The 15,853-nt window shown below is 69.5% G+C and carries 18 protein-coding genes and 1 tRNA gene; 16 read left to right on the top strand and 3 right to left on the bottom strand.

Annotation, left to right across the window (positions count from 1 at the left end; translation table 11 throughout):
* The first annotated feature begins 312 nt into the window (after positions 1-312).
* Entirely contained in the window at positions 313-780 is a 468-nt protein-coding gene (locus AB0D34_RS41190; protein WP_362671821.1) for a GntR family transcriptional regulator, read from the top strand.
* The gene (locus AB0D34_RS41185; RefSeq protein ID WP_362671819.1) at positions 777-1,343 is read left to right on the top strand and encodes an HD domain-containing protein; all 567 of its coding nucleotides are present in this window, start codon (positions 777-779) and stop codon (positions 1,341-1,343) included. The genes AB0D34_RS41190 and AB0D34_RS41185 overlap by 4 nt, the downstream gene beginning before the upstream one ends.
* On the opposite strand, the gene AB0D34_RS41180 is transcribed toward AB0D34_RS41185, so the two are convergent.
* Together AB0D34_RS41180 and AB0D34_RS41175 are read right to left on the bottom strand one after the other, a co-directional pair.
* On the bottom strand, positions 1,331-1,804 hold the full coding sequence (locus AB0D34_RS41180) for an NUDIX domain-containing protein (protein WP_362671817.1): 474 nt from the start codon (positions 1,802-1,804) through the stop codon (positions 1,331-1,333). The two genes, AB0D34_RS41185 and AB0D34_RS41180, sit on opposite strands and share 13 nt — an antisense overlap.
* A gap of 2 nt (positions 1,805-1,806) precedes the next feature.
* On the bottom strand, positions 1,807-2,565 hold the full coding sequence (locus AB0D34_RS41175) for an XRE family transcriptional regulator (protein WP_362671816.1): 759 nt from the start codon (positions 2,563-2,565) through the stop codon (positions 1,807-1,809).
* Between the two features lie 484 nt (positions 2,566-3,049).
* On the opposite strand from AB0D34_RS41175, the gene AB0D34_RS41170 reads away from it, so the two are divergent.
* The 13 genes from AB0D34_RS41170 to AB0D34_RS41110 all read left to right on the top strand — a co-directional run bounded on the left by AB0D34_RS41170 (position 3,050) and on the right by AB0D34_RS41110 (position 14,020).
* Positions 3,050-3,862 carry a DUF4097 family beta strand repeat-containing protein gene (locus tag AB0D34_RS41170; protein WP_362671814.1) on the top strand — a complete coding sequence of 271 codons (813 nt, stop codon included), beginning with the start codon at positions 3,050-3,052 and terminating at the stop codon, positions 3,860-3,862.
* 100 nt (positions 3,863-3,962) lie between these two features.
* Positions 3,963-4,253 carry a hypothetical protein gene (locus tag AB0D34_RS41165; protein WP_362671876.1) on the top strand — a complete coding sequence of 97 codons (291 nt, stop codon included), beginning with the start codon at positions 3,963-3,965 and terminating at the stop codon, positions 4,251-4,253.
* Complete coding sequence (locus AB0D34_RS41160) at positions 4,250-5,110, top strand: protein spdB (protein WP_362671812.1); 861 nt, start codon at positions 4,250-4,252, stop codon at positions 5,108-5,110. Before AB0D34_RS41165 ends, AB0D34_RS41160 begins: the two co-directional genes overlap by 4 nt.
* Positions 5,107-5,478, top strand: coding sequence for an RRQRL motif-containing zinc-binding protein (locus tag AB0D34_RS41155; protein ID WP_362671809.1), 372 nt, complete (start codon positions 5,107-5,109; stop codon positions 5,476-5,478). Before AB0D34_RS41160 ends, AB0D34_RS41155 begins: the two co-directional genes overlap by 4 nt.
* Positions 5,479-5,561: 83 nt before the next feature.
* Entirely contained in the window at positions 5,562-7,793 is a 2,232-nt protein-coding gene (locus tag AB0D34_RS41150) for a cell division protein FtsK (protein ID WP_362671808.1), read from the top strand.
* Positions 7,794-7,934: 141 nt separating this feature from the next.
* On the top strand, positions 7,935-8,186 hold the full coding sequence (locus AB0D34_RS41145) for a hypothetical protein (protein WP_362671805.1): 252 nt from the start codon (positions 7,935-7,937) through the stop codon (positions 8,184-8,186).
* A gap of 18 nt (positions 8,187-8,204) precedes the next feature.
* Entirely contained in the window at positions 8,205-8,399 is a 195-nt protein-coding gene (locus AB0D34_RS41140; RefSeq protein WP_037710702.1) for a hypothetical protein, read from the top strand.
* Between the two features lie 16 nt (positions 8,400-8,415).
* A complete protein-coding gene (locus AB0D34_RS41135; RefSeq protein WP_362671804.1) occupies positions 8,416-8,886 on the top strand; it encodes a hypothetical protein in 471 nt (156 codons plus the stop codon).
* A 19-nt stretch (positions 8,887-8,905) separates the two neighbouring features.
* Complete coding sequence (locus tag AB0D34_RS41130; RefSeq protein WP_362671802.1) at positions 8,906-9,196, top strand: hypothetical protein; 291 nt, start codon at positions 8,906-8,908, stop codon at positions 9,194-9,196.
* Between the two features lie 90 nt (positions 9,197-9,286).
* On the top strand, positions 9,287-10,204 hold the full coding sequence (locus tag AB0D34_RS41125; RefSeq protein WP_362671800.1) for a bifunctional DNA primase/polymerase: 918 nt from the start codon (positions 9,287-9,289) through the stop codon (positions 10,202-10,204).
* A gap of 331 nt (positions 10,205-10,535) precedes the next feature.
* Positions 10,536-12,083 carry a YfjI family protein gene (locus AB0D34_RS41120; RefSeq protein WP_362671873.1) on the top strand — a complete coding sequence of 516 codons (1,548 nt, stop codon included), beginning with the start codon at positions 10,536-10,538 and terminating at the stop codon, positions 12,081-12,083.
* A 340-nt stretch (positions 12,084-12,423) separates the two neighbouring features.
* Positions 12,424-12,651, top strand: coding sequence for an excisionase family DNA-binding protein (locus AB0D34_RS41115; protein ID WP_362671797.1), 228 nt, complete (start codon positions 12,424-12,426; stop codon positions 12,649-12,651).
* Between the two features lie 85 nt (positions 12,652-12,736).
* A complete protein-coding gene (locus tag AB0D34_RS41110) occupies positions 12,737-14,020 on the top strand; it encodes a site-specific integrase (protein ID WP_362671795.1) in 1,284 nt (427 codons plus the stop codon).
* A gap of 77 nt (positions 14,021-14,097) precedes the next feature.
* Here AB0D34_RS41110 and AB0D34_RS41105 read toward each other — a convergent pair.
* A tRNA-Cys gene (locus AB0D34_RS41105) sits at positions 14,098-14,172 on the bottom strand.
* A gap of 191 nt (positions 14,173-14,363) precedes the next feature.
* On the opposite strand from AB0D34_RS41105, the gene AB0D34_RS41100 reads away from it, so the two are divergent.
* A complete protein-coding gene (locus AB0D34_RS41100; protein WP_362671792.1) occupies positions 14,364-15,842 on the top strand; it encodes an MFS transporter in 1,479 nt (492 codons plus the stop codon).
* The last annotated feature ends 11 nt before the right edge of the window (positions 15,843-15,853 follow it).

Raw genomic sequence — 15,853 nt, 5'->3', positions numbered from 1 at the left:
GGAGGCCGTGGCGGGAATCGAACCCGCGTAACTCGCTTTGCAGGTTTGTCCGGGCTGGTCAGCGCATGATCCGGGCTCGTTCAGCAGTGTTCAGACCCGTACGGATGCCTGGCCCAAAGGGGCACGGCGAACGGCTTTGAACGGCCGCGAACGGCTACGAACGAGACGGAAACTGAGACGGAGCGGGCGCGGATCGTGCCTGCTCAGGGGCGGAGTGCAGGGCCGGAAGACTCAGCCCTCGGGGCGCTCCGTCCGGACGCTCAGCATGGCAGGCTAGACCCTGACGGCGGGAGACGCGGACAGGGAGGGTGAGTGTCGCAGCAAGCAAGCCCGCGCGGGACTTTTCAGAAGATCGCGCGTCTACTCAAGGCGCAGATCGACGCGGACCCAGAGATGGCAGAAGTGCCATCGGTCGCGGCGGTCATGAATGATCACGGAGTCTCGCGAGGGGTGGTTCTCCGGGCGTTCGCGGTGCTTCAGCAGGAAGGCGCTGCGGAGCCAGTGCCGGGCGGACGCTGGCGTGTGGTCAGGGAAGGACAGCGAACCGACCGCCGACCCCTCGCGGAACGGCTCACTGACGTTTTCGAGGATGACGGCCTTGAGGTCGGGGCAACCTTCCCCAGCGCTTCCGCACTGTGCGAGAGGTTCGACGTCTCGCGTCCGACGGTGACCAAGGCGCTGGAGAAGCTGGAAGCCGCAGGGTGGCTGTCCGGAGGGGGGCAGGGCAAGGCACGGACCGTGCGGGCCCTGCCGAATCGAGAGGAGAGTTCCGCACTGTGACGGGACTGACGGAGTGGGCCTACCCGCTCGCCGAATCGCTGCTTGCCGACCCGTTGCCGCGTCGTTGGAAGCACTCGGTCGGAGTCGCTGAGCGCGCACGCACGCTGGCGCCGATCCTTGGCGCGGACGCGGAGCTGTTGGAGGCGGCTGCGGTCCTGCACGACATCGGTTACGCACCGGACCTCGCCAAGACGGGATTCCACCCGCTTGACGGGGCCCGCTACCTCCGGGATGTCGCGGACGCTGATGCGCGGGTCGTGCACCTCGTCGCCCACCACTCCTGTTCGTGGATGGAAGCGGACGCCCGGGGGCTGCGCGAGGAACTTGAGGGCGAGTTCCCGAGAGAGAGCGCTGAACTCAATGACGCTCTCTGCTACTGCGACATGAACACGACTCCGGACGGGACGCCCACGAATCCCGTGGACCGCGTCAACGAGATCGCTGGCCGCTACGGGCCAGACAGCCTGATCGGTACGTTCATCCGTCGCGCCGAACCGGAGATCCTCGCGAGTACCTCGCGTGTGCTCGAACGAGTCGCCGCCGCGAAGCGTCAGCCGATGTAGGGAACGGGGCGGGTCCGGTCCATGGCGTGCTCGATCCTGAGGCGCATGGTGGGGTGGACGTCCAACTTCGACAGGTCCGCTGGGTCGACCCAGCGGACCTGCGTTGTTTCGCTGCTCGTACGCACCTCGCCGCCGATCGGTCGCGCGCGGAAACAGATGCTGAATTGCTGCCGGACCTCGCCGTCGTCGTACTTCATCACGTGGCCGGGGTCGGTGTAGATCCCGGACATGTCGACGACTTCCGCCTTGATGCCGGTCTCTTCCCACACCTCCCGCACCACCGTGTCACTGATCGACTCGCCCACGTCGTGGCCGCCACCAGGTAGTGCCCACCGACCGTTGTCGGAGCGCTGGATCATCAGCACCTGGCCCGCGTCGTTCTGCACGAACGCGACGACGGAGGGAACGACCGAGTTGGCCGGCGGGGCGTCCGGGTCGTGCAAGTAGTCGATGCGTCCCATGCTCAAGCTCCCATGATGTCGAGTTCGGTTACTGGCCTGGCACCTTCCCAGGTCTGTTGAACGCTGTTGGCGAAGGTGTCGAACAGACTGCCTCCGGGGAGTCGCCGCAGGTGGAGGACGGGCGCCATGTAGGCACCGATGCCGTACACGTGGGTGTTGGCCAACATCTCGTCATCGGCGCGGTAAATCGAGTTGTAGAGCACTGTGTCGTGCAGGCGAAAGGCTATTTCGGGGTGGCTCGTGAACAGCGGACGATAGTTGACCAGCGCATTCCGAATCTTGCCGCCCATGATGCGGTGCCCTTCGTCGATCCCGCGTCGGATGACGGCTTCGCACTCCGGATCGCCCATGAGTACTCGGATGCGGACTCCGCTCTTGGCCTTCTCCTTCAAGGTCGAGAAGAAGAGAGGGTCCTCCGCCAGGTAGATACCGGCGTACACAAGAATGTCGATGCGCTCGGTGGCCCGCTCGCACATCTCGCGCCAGAGGCTTGACGGCACGACGTGCCGATGCGGGTAGACAGCCGTGATCTCGGCTTTGCTCAGGTCAGCCGCTGACTCCTGAGTCCGGGAGTCCTCCCACAGCGTCGTGACGTCGACCTTGAGCGCTGCGGCCGTCGCGTACTGGTGTCGCCGGTACGGAACCTTCCCCTTGGTGATCCACCGTTCGACGGTCTTCGGGTTCACGTCGATCTCTTCGGCCAGCGCCTGAATCGTCATGCCGCTCGCCAACAAGGCAGACCGCAAACGCTCGTTGGACATCTGCACCCCCGGTGGGACGTCTTGGGACCTCTTGAAGGTATCCGGACGTCCTTGAGGTGTCCACGTAGGGGGTGACCAAGTCCCCTGACCTGGGGCGATTCTGATTGTGCGCCAAGAAGTCCCGGCGCGAAGCACAAGACGTTCCGTCGAGGTACTTGACGGATCCCTATGCAGTACCTGTAAAACAGGTACTGCAACGTCCGGAGGAAAGCCCGCAGGGGTGAGTACGAAGGCAGCGTCTGTTCTTTGAGAACTCAACAGCGTGCTTGAGATTGGCGGGGCTCGACCCCGCCCCCGTGACGGCCGGGTGAGGTCCGTCGGCCCCGGTATCCAGCCGTGAGGGCGCGAGATCGGATCTCGCCCGGGGTACTTGGCCCGCCGCTTCTTGCGGCGTTGGCCTGCTTACCGAGCACGGCGGCACTCCCGGACAGGACAGCCCGCCGTGCTCGGTCTCCTATCCCGACGCAGTCAGGAGCAGTAGCCCATGACCGAGCGCATCATCCCCGTGGACGTCGTCGGCCCGATCGCCCTGGATCTGACGATGAGCACCGGCAGTATCCGCGTCGTCGTCGACCCGACGCTGAAGCAGGCGCGCATGGTGCTGACGACGGAGGCGACCTCCGGCCCGTCCGCCGACGCGATCCGCGACACCACCGTCAGCCTCACCGGGCAGAACCTCAGGGTCCGCGTCCCCGACATGGCCGGTGGGATCGGCGGGAGCACCACGATCCGCATGGGCAACAGCACCATGACGTTCTCCGGCGGCAACGGCGTGCAGATCGTGAACGGCAACCTCCACATCACCGGCCACGGCGGCGGCAAGGTGTTCATCAACGGCCGCGAGGTCACCGCCACCGGCCCGGCCGGGGACGCGGTCACCCCGATCACCGCCACGATCCACCTGCCCGCCAAGTCGGTTGCCGCGATCAGCACCAACAGCGCGAAAACCGTCGTCACCGGCACGCTGGCCCGGCTGGAGTACGACGGCACCTCCGGCATGCTGACCGCTGACCGCGTCGGCGACCTGGAAGCCACGGTCACCAGCGGCAGCGTCATCGTCGGCGAGGTGAGCGGTCCGCTGGACCTCAACCTCACGTCCGGCAGCGTCAACGTCGGCGCCTACAGCGGTCACTGCGCCCGGTTGAACCTCACCTCCGGCAACGTCCGCATGGCCGCGACCTCGCAGGCCAGCGGCCGTCTGTCCGTGAACGCCACCTCCGGCAGCGTCCGCGTCACCGGCGCCGGTCACCTGAACGTCCGCCGCCGTGTGACCAGCGGCCACGTGCAGATCAGCTAGTCCCCTCACCCCCGTTCTTCGCGGGGCGGTCGCACTCCCGGACAGGACAGCCGACCGCCCCGCGCATCCCGACGTATCCAAGGAGAGACCCACCATGAGCATGCGCACTTTCGTCGCCGGTCAGAAGGCGTTCGGCGACCTGGAGTTCGCGGAACTGGCGCTCGGTATCGACATCGACCTGTTCCGGGGCCCGCTGGAGTTCGAGACGGACAGCGAGCGGGCCGCCCGTGAGGACGCGGCCCGTGACGTCCTCGCCGACCTGCGAGCGGAGGCGGAGGCCGGTGACGAGATCGCCGGTTGGGACGCCCTGTACGCCGACGCGCTCACCCGCACGGTGCCCTTCCTGCGTGCCGCTCGCGGCCTGCGGTCCGGGACGGGGGAAGCGGCATGAAGGCCAAGACCGTACTGCCCGCCGTCGCCATGACGGCGGTGTCCATGGTGCTCACCCTGGCCGTGGTCATGATGTGGCTGGGCACGGCCGTGCCGTGGCCGGTCGCCCTGGTCGTCGGACTCGGCATCGACGGGGGATGGCTGGCCACCCTCGCCTACGAACGCCGCCTCGCCGCGCAGGGCGACCACAGCCGCGTCGTCACCGGCGTCGGCTGGTTCTTCGGTCTGATCGCGGCCGGTGTCCTGGTCGCCCACGCCCTGACCGCCGAACAGTCGGCCGGCGCGTGGCTGGCCGTGGCGTGGCTGCCGATCGCGGCCAAAGCGCTGTGGCTGGTTCACGGGCTGTGGGAGCGCACCGCGCTGACCCCGGTCGCGTTGGACGCGATCCGGGGCATTCAGCAGGAAGCGCGGGATGAGGCGGCCGTGGCGCGTGCCCGGCTGCGGGCGGACGCGGCGACCGAGGAGACCCGGCTGACCGCTGTGACGGGGGCCGGTGCCCGCGTCGCACGCGTACAGGCCAAGACCGCAAAGACCCTCTCAAGGGCGTGGTCGACGCTGGAAGAGACGCGGCAGGGCGAGGACACCGGCAGGGCCCTGACCAGCGTGACGAGCCGCGTCACACCCGACGTCACACCCCGCTGGGAGCTCCCCGTGTGGGGCCCTGTCGAGCCCGTTGCCGCGCTCTCCTTGGAGCCGGGCCCGGCGCTCACCGACGCGGCGCTTGACGCACTGGTCGACGAGATCACGCACAGCGAGACGCCCGCCCTGTCGTATCGCGAGATGGCTGCCCGGTTTCGCCAGGCCGGTCATTCCGCCTCCGAGGTCCGGTTGCGGGCCGCGTGGAAGCGCGTGGCGTGAGCGTGCGGTTCTGGGACCCGGACGGCACCAAGTTCGGTATCCCCACCTACCCCTGGCGCCTGGCCCCGGACGGCCTGGCCACCCGCCGTCAACTCCGCATCCGTGGACTGCGCCCGGGTGGTCAGAACATCGCGGCGCAGATCCTGCGCCCGCGTCGCCGTCGGGGACCGCTGACCGCGTACCTGTACCGGGTCGACCTCGCGTTGCCGGTGCGGCCGATGACCCCGGCACGGTGGGCGGCCCTCGCCAAGGCCAATGCCGCCCGCCGCCGCTGCCCCGAGTGCCACCGGGACGCCGGATACGTCATCCCGCCCACGCTCGGCATGTGCGTGACCTGCGCCTACCCCGAGGAACAGCGCGCCGCGTGAACCACCTTGCATCCCGGGTCCGGCCGCCCACCTTCCACAGCAAGACGGCCGGACCCTTCGACTCCCGAAGGAGTGCGTACATCGTGACGGAAAACCCCGAGTTCCCGCCCTCGGACAACCCGGAGAGCACCGACGAACGGACGGCCGAAGTGCTGCCGTTCCCGCTGAAGAAGACCGCCCCCGCCGACTCGCCCACGTCCACCGGCGAGGGTGTGGTGAAGCCGGGGGAGTGGGAGGCCGAACTCCCCGACACCGACGACCCGGAGGCCGAAGGGCTGACCGACGGGGCGCCGGTGGACCCGCCGCGCGAGGTCTACCCGCCCTCGGTCGCGGAGTGGATGGAGGCCAAGGACAAGGCCCGTCTGCCGGTCCTGCCGGACTGGGTCAAGCTGCCTGACCAGCGAACGGCCGTGCGCAAGTGGGCGGTGCGGCACTACTCGGCTGTGGTCGGCTACCACGCCGTTCGCCTGCCCTGCATCTACACCCCGAAGATCCTGTGGTACTCGCCGCGCGGGGCGTGGCGCTGGTCGACGGCGGTCGGCCGGTGGGTGTTCGACGCGGAGGGCAAGTCGCTCCGGCTCGCGTCGGTGGCGAACGAGGACGCGGCGGAGTACCTGAAGCTGTCGCGGCAGCGTAACGACCGCGTACGCCTGCGGGGCATTGTGGCCGCGATCGCCTCCCTGGTCGGCCTCGCCGCCGCGCTGACCCTGTACGTCATGGCCCCGTCCTGGCTGCTGTTGCTGGCCATGGCCGCGCTGACCACCACGTTCGGGGCGGTCGGCGCGCCGGCCGATCGGCCGCTGATCGACATGGCCAAGGTGACGTTCCGCAAGCGGCGGCTGTCCAGTGACATCGTCATCCGCGCGCATGAGGCGTCCGGGCTGACCACCAAAGACCAGACCATCGCCTTCCCCCGGCCGATCGGCCGGGACGGTGACGGCTGGCGTGTGGTGGTGGATCTGCCGTACGGCAAGACGTTCGAGGACGCGGTGAAGGCTCACGCCCGGCTCGCTTCCGGTATGGACATCGCGCCGACCCAGCTCTTCCTGGACAAGGACGAGACGAGCGGGCGGCGAGTGTCGTACTGGATCGCCGACCGTGACCCTCTCGCCGTCCCGTCGGGCAAGTCCCCGCTGTTGGGCGCGACCAGGGTGGACTTCTGGAAGCCGTTCCCGTGGGGTGTCGACGAGCGCGGCAACCCGGTTATGGCCACGATGCTGTGGCTGTCGCTGCTGGTCGGCGCCGTGCCGCGTCAGGGCAAGACGTTCTCAGCCCGCACGATCGCGCTCGCCGCCGCGCTGGATCCGTACGTCAGGCTGTACGTGTTCGACGGCAAGGCGTCGCCGGACTGGCGCAAGTTCGCGCTGGTCGCGCACCGCATCGGGTTCGGCATCGTGCCCAAGAACGGGTTCGACCCGGTTCAGCACCTGCTCACCTCGCTGCGGGAACTCAAGGCGGACGTCGAGGACCGCTACCACCGGCTCTCCGAACTCCCCTTGCACGTCTGCCCGGAGGGCAAACTCACCCCGGAGATCAGCCGGGACAAGAAGCTGAACATGCCGCTCACCCTGTTCGTGGTGGATGAGGTGCAGGAGTACCTGACCCACCCCGAGCACGGCAAGGAGATCCTGTCGCTCATGGTCTACCTCGCCCGGGTCGCCCCCGCGGTGGGTGTCTCCGTGATGACGGCGACGCAGAAGCCGGACGACAAGGCATGCCCCTCCGAGCTGCGTGACCAGCATCAGGCCCGGTTCGCGCTGCGGGTCGGCGCCTACCAGGTGTCCGACACGATCCTCGGTGCGGGCTCGTACTCGGAGGGCTTGGACGCGTCCAAGCTGCTCAAGTCCCACAAAGGCGTCGGTCTGCTCAAGGGCATGTCCGACGATGCCGGGATCGTGCGCACCTACCTCGCCGACGGCCGCGACGCGGACCGCATCCTGACCCGCGCCGCCGCGCTGCGAGAGGCGGAAGGCACGCTGACCGGCGACGCGGCCGGTGAGGCCCCGGCGCCCGAGGTGTCCGCCACGATCCTTGACGACGTCGCGGCCGTGCTCGGCAAGGGCGAGGCCAAGGCGTGGTCCGAGACCATCGTCGACCGCCTCGCCGACCTGCGCCCCGACGTCTACGGCCCGTGGGCCGAACTGGAGCCCAAGCCCAAGGCCGAAGCGCTCACCGCCGCCCTCAAGCCGTTCGGCATCGGCACCATGCAGATCAGCCGACGCATCGACGGCGAACAGGTCAACAAGCGCGGCATCAAGCGCGACGACATCGCCACCGCGATTACGCAGCGCAACGAAAAGCGGGACGCCGGATAGGTCTCACAGCCTGCTACCGGTAGCGGCATGCGTCGCTACCGGTAGCAACCCTGCTAGCGACCAAAACCGCCCCTGATCAGGCCGCTAGCAGATAGCGGCCCACCTGCGGAAACCCCCGAAAACCCGCCTGAGAGGCCCCTGATGAGCCTTCCCCTCCTTGCTATCGCCTGCCTGCTCGCCGTCACGTTCGGTTACAGCGTCAAGTGCTGGCTGAGCCCGTTTGGCGACTGCCGCCGCTGCCACGGCATGGGCCACGGCTTCAAGACCGACCGCAAGGGCCGGACCAAGCGCGGCAAGGACTGCCGCCGCTGTGACGCCACCGGCAAGCGCATACGCGTCGGCCGCTGGATCTACAACCGCGCCGCGCGCACCTACCGCGCCGGCACCCGCTGACCCCTTCCCGGAGGACCCGTGGTCATCACCATCCCCCTCGTGCTGCTGCTCGCCGCCGCACTCGCCGCGTTGCTGCGCTTCCGCGCGCTCGGTGCCGGTGCGGCCGTCGTCGCCGCGCTCTTCGGCTTCTACCTCGCCGCCACCGACGCGAGCGACACCGTCAACCAGCTCGTCACGGCCGTCACCGGCGCCCTCGCCGACATCGGCCGCTAGAAGGGAGACCAGCACCGTGAACGAACCCACCGCGTACGGCCGTCCGGCCGGACACGAGCGGGCGGCTGTGGAAGTCCACCACCCCACACCGCTTGCCCCGGTACTGCCCGCCGCGCCGCTCGTTCCCGTACAACCCGGCACCATCCCGGCCGTGACGAGCATCGTTCTGCCCGACGGCCGCGTCGTCACCGGCTACGCCCTCGAACCCGCCAAGCCCGAACCGGTGGTCGCCAAGCCGGTCGTGTCGCGGGTGGCGGTGAACATCGCCCTCGGGGGCATCGGGTTCGGCGCCGTGTGCGGCGGTCTCGTGCTGCTGACCACGTTCATCGCCGCACTCGCCGCGCTCATTCACCAGCTCATCATCCTCGCCGCCGTCATCTTTGGCGGCTGGGTCGCCGTGCAGGTGTTCAGCGCGAGCGGCCACCGGGGCGGGACCACGGTCAACATTCGCAAGGCCGTGATCAAGCGGAACAAGTTCTACGGCTGACCGAAGGAGATCAACACCCGTGATCCGACTGCGCATTCAGGTCGCCCACTGGCCTCGCCGGGCCCTGATCCTGACCGACACACCCCGCCCCGACTGCCGCGACTGCGAGGGCGAGGGCGGCTTCGAGTACGACTACGGCGACCACACCGGCGAGTACGCCGGTACCGACTGGGAGCCCTGCGGGTGCTGGAACGAGTCCCGGCGTTGGGCCTTGCTCCCCCTGCCGCGTCGGCCCCAGTGGCTGCGTCGCCGCGACGGCGGCCGTGACCCGTGGGCGCGGGACGGCTACAGCAACGAACCGCCCTTCTAGCTCTGCCCGTGGGCGGCGGCACTCCCGGACAGGACAGCCCGCCGCCCACGGTCTCCGTATCCCGACGTAGCAGAACAGGAGACCAACAGCATGACACCTGACGGCACGACCCGGCGCCCCGTCGACGGGAATCACCCGGACGGGAGTCACCTGCACACCGCCCTCGCCCTCGCGGCGGCCGGGGTCCCGGTCCTGCCCCTGCGGGCAGGGAAGGTCCCGTTCGGCAACTGCCGCACCTGCAAGGACAACGCGTGCGGCGGACGCCCCCACATGAAGGCGGCCGGGCCCTGCCGGTGCCCCGCGCCATGCCACGCGTGGGCCGCCGCCACCACCGACCCGCACGTGATCACCTCGCCCGCGTGGGCGACGGTGTGGCGTGAGGCGGTCGCGATCGCCTACCACCCCGGAGGGGCCGGGCTGACGGTTGTGGACCTGGACAACACGGGAGCCGTCGACTGGGCCCGCGAGACCCTGCCTGCCACCCGGATCGTGCCGACCACGCGCGGCGAGCACTGGCTCTACCTGGGCACCATGCCGTCATCGAACGCGGTCCGCCCGGGCGTTGACGTCAAGTCGCTTGCCCAGTACGCCCGTTGGCTCGGACCCGGGACCGGCCGTATGGTGCCCCTCGCGGAGGCCGTGCGCACCCTGGTCGTGAAGGAAGACACCACCCCCGCCCGGCGCGGGGTGGCCTCTTCTCTCCCCTCCCGCGCCCCCTGGTCGCGAGAGGTTGCCACCGGGTGCCGCCACACCGGCGCCTATGTCCGCACCGGACTGGAACGCGGCCTCGCCCTCGTACGGGCCCGCACCGAATCCGGCGCCGGATCGCAGGCGTTCGGTGTCGCCCGGTTCCTTGCCGCACAGCACACCGCATGCCCGGGACCGTGCGGCCTCGCGGCGATCGGCGAGGAGATCGTGACCGCCGCCGTCTCCGTCGGCGTCCCCGAGGCATACGCGCGCCGCGCGGTCGCCAACGGCCTTGAGACGGCTGTGGAGCGCGCAGCATGAACAAAGCATCCCGAACCCCCACGAACGGCCCTCAGGGCGCCATACAGCCCCCGCCACGGCCGCGCGTGGGCGAACCGAAGGTCGCCGCCCGCAAGGGCGTCCTTTCTGCCGTTGGTTCTGACCCGCACAGGGTCACCGTCACCGGCATCACCCCAGGGCTCCAAGTCCAGTGCGAGGGCATCCCCGTTGCGGACTGGTTGTGCGCCTGCGGACACCACGAACGCACCCGGGGCCGTGCCGCTGTCACCCGGCTGACCGCTCGCGTCATCGTCGGCATTTGCCCCCACACCACCACCGCCGAAGGGAGGGCCGTCTCATGACTCCACAGCCTGTGGACAGCCCCGACCTATGGGGCGGACTGCCCACCCTGGAAGACCCGCCCGGCGAGGACGACACGGCACCGGAGGTGTGGGAGGACCCCATTCCCCTCACCGGCCGCCGCGAGCGTCCCCCGTTCCCAGCCCGTGTCTTCCCTACCTGGCTGGGGGAGTTCGTGACGGCCGTCGCGGAAGAGACGCAGACCCCCGTGGACCTCGCAGGATCGATTGCGCTGGCCGTGCTCGCCACGGCGGCCGGTGGCCGGTCGGTGGTCCACGTACGCGGGAACTGGCGCGAGCCGACCAACCTCTACACGGTGGTCGCGCTCCCGCCCGGCAACCGCAAGTCCGCCGTCTTCTCCCTGCTGACCAACCCGCTCTATGAGGCGGAAAAGCAGCTCAAAGCCGCTATGAAGCCGGTCATCGTCGAGGCGGAGCTGACGGCGCGGTTGGCGAAAGAGGCGGCGGACAAGGCGACCGCCAAGGCCGCGTCCGCCGACGGCGACAAGCGCGACGAGATGGTGAAGACCGCCATAGGTCTTGCGCAGACCGCCGACACGCTCACCGTGCCGGCCGAACCCCTGTTGCTCGCCGACGACTCCACACCGGAGACGGTCACCTCGCTGATCGCGGAACAAGGCGGGCGGCTGTCGGTGATGAGCGATGAGGGCGGCATCTTCGACATCATCGCGGGCCGCTACTCGGGAGCTCCCAACATGGAGGTCTTCCTCAAGGGTCACGCCGGGGGCCGGTTGAGGGTGAACCGGCAGACCCGCCGCGAGTACGTGGACGCCCCCGCCCTGACCATGGGACTGGCCGTTCAGCCCGATGTGCTGGTCGACATGGGGAAGATCAAGGGCGGGAAGGGGCGCGGCCTGTTGGGCCGCTTCCTGTACTCGCTGCCGGTGTCGACGGTCGGTGAACGGAAGGTCATCACCGACCCGGTCCCTGAGCAGACGGCCGCCACCTACGCCGCGAGGGTCATCGACCTCACCCTGTCCCTCGCGGACTGGACGGACCCGGCCGTCATCCAGCTCACCCCCGAGGCGGACGCGGCCCTGATCGCCTATCAGCAACGGGTCGAACCGCGGCTCAAGGAGCGCGGCGGGACGCTGGGCCACATCAACGACTGGGCCGGGAAGCTCGTAGGAGCGACCGCCCGCATGGCCGCGTTGCTGCACCTCGCCGAACACGGCGGCAACGGCTACGCCCACCCGGTGACCGAGGCGACCATGAACGCGGCAATCGAGCTGGGGGAGTACTACACCGCCCATGCCCTCGCCGTGTTCGACGCCATGGGCGCCGACCCGGTACAGGGCCGGGCCCGCAGCGTCCTGGAAGCGCTCAGGGACAACCGGTGGGAGGACGTCAGCCGACGGGACCTCTTCACCGTCCTGTCCCGCAGCGAGGTCCCCACCGTCGCTGACCTGGAACCCGCCCTCGCCCTGTTGGAAGACCACGGCTATCTGCGGTCCTACCAGCCCGAACGCACCGGCAAGCGCGGACGTCCCCCGGCGCCCCGCATCCTGGTCCACCCCGCCCTACGACAGAGCGGTCGCTGACCCTGTCGGCGCGCACAGCCCCTCTCGCACAAACCGCAAAATCCGCAGAAAAGCCCGGACACCCCGCTGACCTGCAACGGGACTCCCGCCCGCACCGGCGAGGGGGCCCGTCGCACAATCCCGCGATATTCCGCAAAAAACCGAGCACCACCCCACCCCGGGGACCGGCCTGACGGACGCCCCTGATTTTTGCGGAATATCGCGGGTTTCTGCGGAGCACCACCCACCGCCACCCACACACCACAACACCGCAGGTCAACGGCCATCCCCGGTATTTCTGCGGATTTTGCGGTTTGTGCGGCGGCACCTGTCCCTGAAACCAGCCTCACAGGAGTGAGCCGTGGACGAACACGAGACCCCCGAGATCCCCGCCGACGACGACCAGACCCTCGTCTTCCTCACCGTCAAAGAGGCCGCCCGTCGCCTCCGCATCGGCCGGACCACGTGCTTCGGGCTCATCCGCACCGGCGAACTGGAGTCCGTCATGGTCGGTGGACTTCGCCGGGTTCCGGTCGACGCGCCGGCCGCGTACGCGGCCCGTCTCCGTACCGCCCAACGCGCCGCTTGACGACGCCCGGGGCGGCGGCACTCCCGGACAGGACAGCCCGCCGTCCCGGTCTTCAATCCCGACACCAAGAAGCAGGAGCCTGCCTGTGGCAGAGGACAAGAAGAAGCGCACTCGACAGCCCAACGGCCGAAGCTCGATCTACCTCGGCAAGGACGGCAAATGGCACGGCCGCGTCACCGTGGGTGTCCGCGACGACGGCACGCCGGACCGCCGCCACGTCGAACGCAAGACCAAGACCGAGGTAGCCGAGGCCGTCCGGGAGCTGGAGAAGCAGCGAGACGCCAAGACCGTACGGAAGCCCGGCAAGGCATGGACGGTCAAGGCGTGGCTGACGCACTGGATTGAGAACGTCGCGCCCCTCGCCGTGAACGACAACACGATGGTCGGGTACGGCGTGGCGGTGCGGAAGCACCTGATTCCCGGCTTGGGCGCTCACCGTCTCGACAGGCTGAAGCCCGAGCACATCGAGGTGTTCTACGCCAAGATGCAGGCCAACGGCAGCAAGCCCGCGACCGCTCACCAGGTACACCGCACCTTCCGCGCGGCGCTCAACGAGGCTGTACGGCGGGGGCATCTCGGCAAGAACCCGGTGCTGTTGGCCAAGGCGCCTAAGACGGGGGACCACGAGGTAGAGCCCTACACCGTCCAAGAGGTACAGCGGCTGTTGAAGGCCGCTGACCAGCACCGCAACTCGGCACGATGGGCTGTCGCCCTCGCGCTCGGTCTGCGTCAAGGGGAGGTGCTGGGGTTGCAGTGGGCGGACGTGGACCTTGACGGCGGGTTCCTCATGGTCCGCCGTAGTCGCCACCGACCGCAGTACGCCCACGGGTGCTCTGAGCCCTGCGGACGCAAAGCCGCTGGGTACTGCCCGCAGAAGCGGCGGACCAACCCGGAGTTGACCGTCACCAAGTCGCGCGCCGGCCGCCGCGCGGTCGGTCTCCCCGAACAGCTCGTTGACCTGCTCCGTGCGCACCTCAAGGCGCAGGAAGCGGAGAGGGAGGCGGCCGGGAAACGCTGGGAGGACAACGGCCTGGTCTTCCCGGATGAGCACGGCCGGAGCCCGTCCCACCGCCGCGACTGGACTGAGTGGAAGGACCTCTTGGCTGAGGCGAAGGTGCGGGACGGTCGGCTGCACGACGCGCGCCACACGGCCGCCACGGTCCTACTCATCCTCGGGGTTCCCGAGCGGGCCGTCATGGGCCTCATGGGGTGGTCCACCACAGCCATGGCCGCGAGGTATCAGCACATGGTCGATGCCGTGCGGACGGACGTCGCGAAGCAGGTGGACGGCCTGATCTGGAAGCCCGAGACGGCCCGGCCGGACGATGGCGACGACGGGGCCGCTGGCGCCCTCGTACCGGCCAACTGAGACGGCAACTGAGACGGAGGACCAAAAGGGCGGCACCCTTCCGGGGCGCCGCCCTTTCCTTTTGCCTGGTCAGGCAGTGGAGGCCGTGGCGGGAATCGAACCCGCGTAACTCGCTTTGCAGGCGAGTCCCTGAACCACTCGGGCACACGGCCGGGTAACTCGGTGACTTGAACGTACGGGCGGGGTGGGAGGGGGAGCAAGGGGATCGGTGGGGCTGCAACGGGACTGCCATACGGCGTTCATGAACGGGTGGGGACCGGCTGGGGGCGTACGTCCAAGGTCTCAGGGCGGGGAGGACCTCGGACAGGGGTCAAAGTGGGTTGTGGGCCTTACGCTGGCGGGCATGGCTGCCCTGGAACCGCGTGACGCCGGTGTCACCGGCCAACTTGGAGTCCCGTCCGTCAGCGATGCCGAGGAAGGGGTGCTGGGGCGTTCCTACCGGGCGTTGAGCGTCGGGATCGTGTCCGTCGTGGTGCTGATCGCCTTTGAGGCGACCGCAGTGGGGACGGCCATGCCTGTCGCCGCGCGGGAGTTGGACGGGGTCGCCCTCTACGCGTTCGCCTTCTCCGGGTACTTCACCACCAGTCTGTTCGGGATGGTGCTGTCCGGGCAGTGGGCGGACCGGCGGGGGCCGCTCGGGGCGTTGACGGCCGGGATCGGGGCGTTCGCCGCCGGGTTGGTGGTGTCGGGGACCGCCGGTGCGATGTGGCTGTTCATTCTCGGGCGGGCCGTGCAGGGGCTCGGGGGCGGACTCGTCATCGTTGCCCTGTATGTCGTGGTCGGGCGGGCCTACCCGGAGCGGTTGCGGCCCGCGATCATGGCGGCGTTCGCGGCGGGGTGGGTGGTGCCGTCCATCGTGGGACCGCTCGCGGCCGGCGCGGTGACCGAGCACCTCGGGTGGCGCTGGGTGTTCGTCGGGATTCCGGTGCTGGTCGTGTTCCCGCTGGCGCTCGCACTGCCGCAGATACGGCGGCGGGCCGGAGGGCCGGTCGACGGCAGCCGTGGGGGTGCGAATTTCGACCGGCGGCGCATCCGGCTCGCCCTCGCGGTCTCCCTCGGCGCGGGGCTCGTCCAGTACGCCGCTCAGGATCTGCGGCCCCTCTCCCTGCTGCCCGGCACGGCCGGCGCCGCGCTGCTCGTGCCGGCCGTGCTCGGGCTGCTGCCGCGCGGCACGTACCGGGCGGCGCGCGGGCTGCCCTCCGTCGTGCTGCTGCGCGGAGTCGCCGCGGGGTCCTTCATCGCCGCTGAGTCCTTCGTGCCGTTGATGCTGGTCACCCAGCGGGGGCTGTCGCCGACGCTCGCCGGGTTCTCGCTGGCCGCTGGCGGGGGTACGTGGGCGCTGGGGTCGTGGGTGCAGTCGCGGGCGCGGGTGGAGCCGTACCGGGAACGGCTGATGACCGCGGGGATGGTGCTGGTCGCCGCCGCGATCGCCGGTGCGCCGAGTGTGCTGATCGACTCCGTGCCGGTGTGGATCGTCGCCGTCGCCTGGGCGTTCGGCTGCTTCGGGATGGGGCTGGTGATCTCCTCCACCAGTGTGCTGCTGCTCCATCTCTCCGCCCCCGAGGAGGCCGGGACCAACTCCGCCGCCCTCCAGATCTCCGACGGCCTCTCGAACGTTGTTCTGCTGGCGGCGGGTGGGGCGGCCTTCGCGGCGTTGGGTGGGGGTGCGGTGAGTCATGCGGCGACGGGGGTGTCCGGCAGCGGGCATCCGGGTGCGTTCGCCGTGGTGTTTCTGCCTATGGCGGGGGTGGCGTTGGTGGGGGCGTGGGTGACGACCCGACTGCACGGAAAAACTGCGGTGACACCGAGTGGTACCACGTAGTACCGTCGAGT

This window comes from Streptomyces sp. NPDC048420 (assembly GCF_040651535.1).
Lineage (GTDB): Bacteria > Actinomycetota > Actinomycetes > Streptomycetales > Streptomycetaceae > Streptomyces.
The sequence above is the reverse complement of the archived record's forward strand: the minus strand, read 5'-3'. Positions and strand labels throughout refer to the sequence as shown.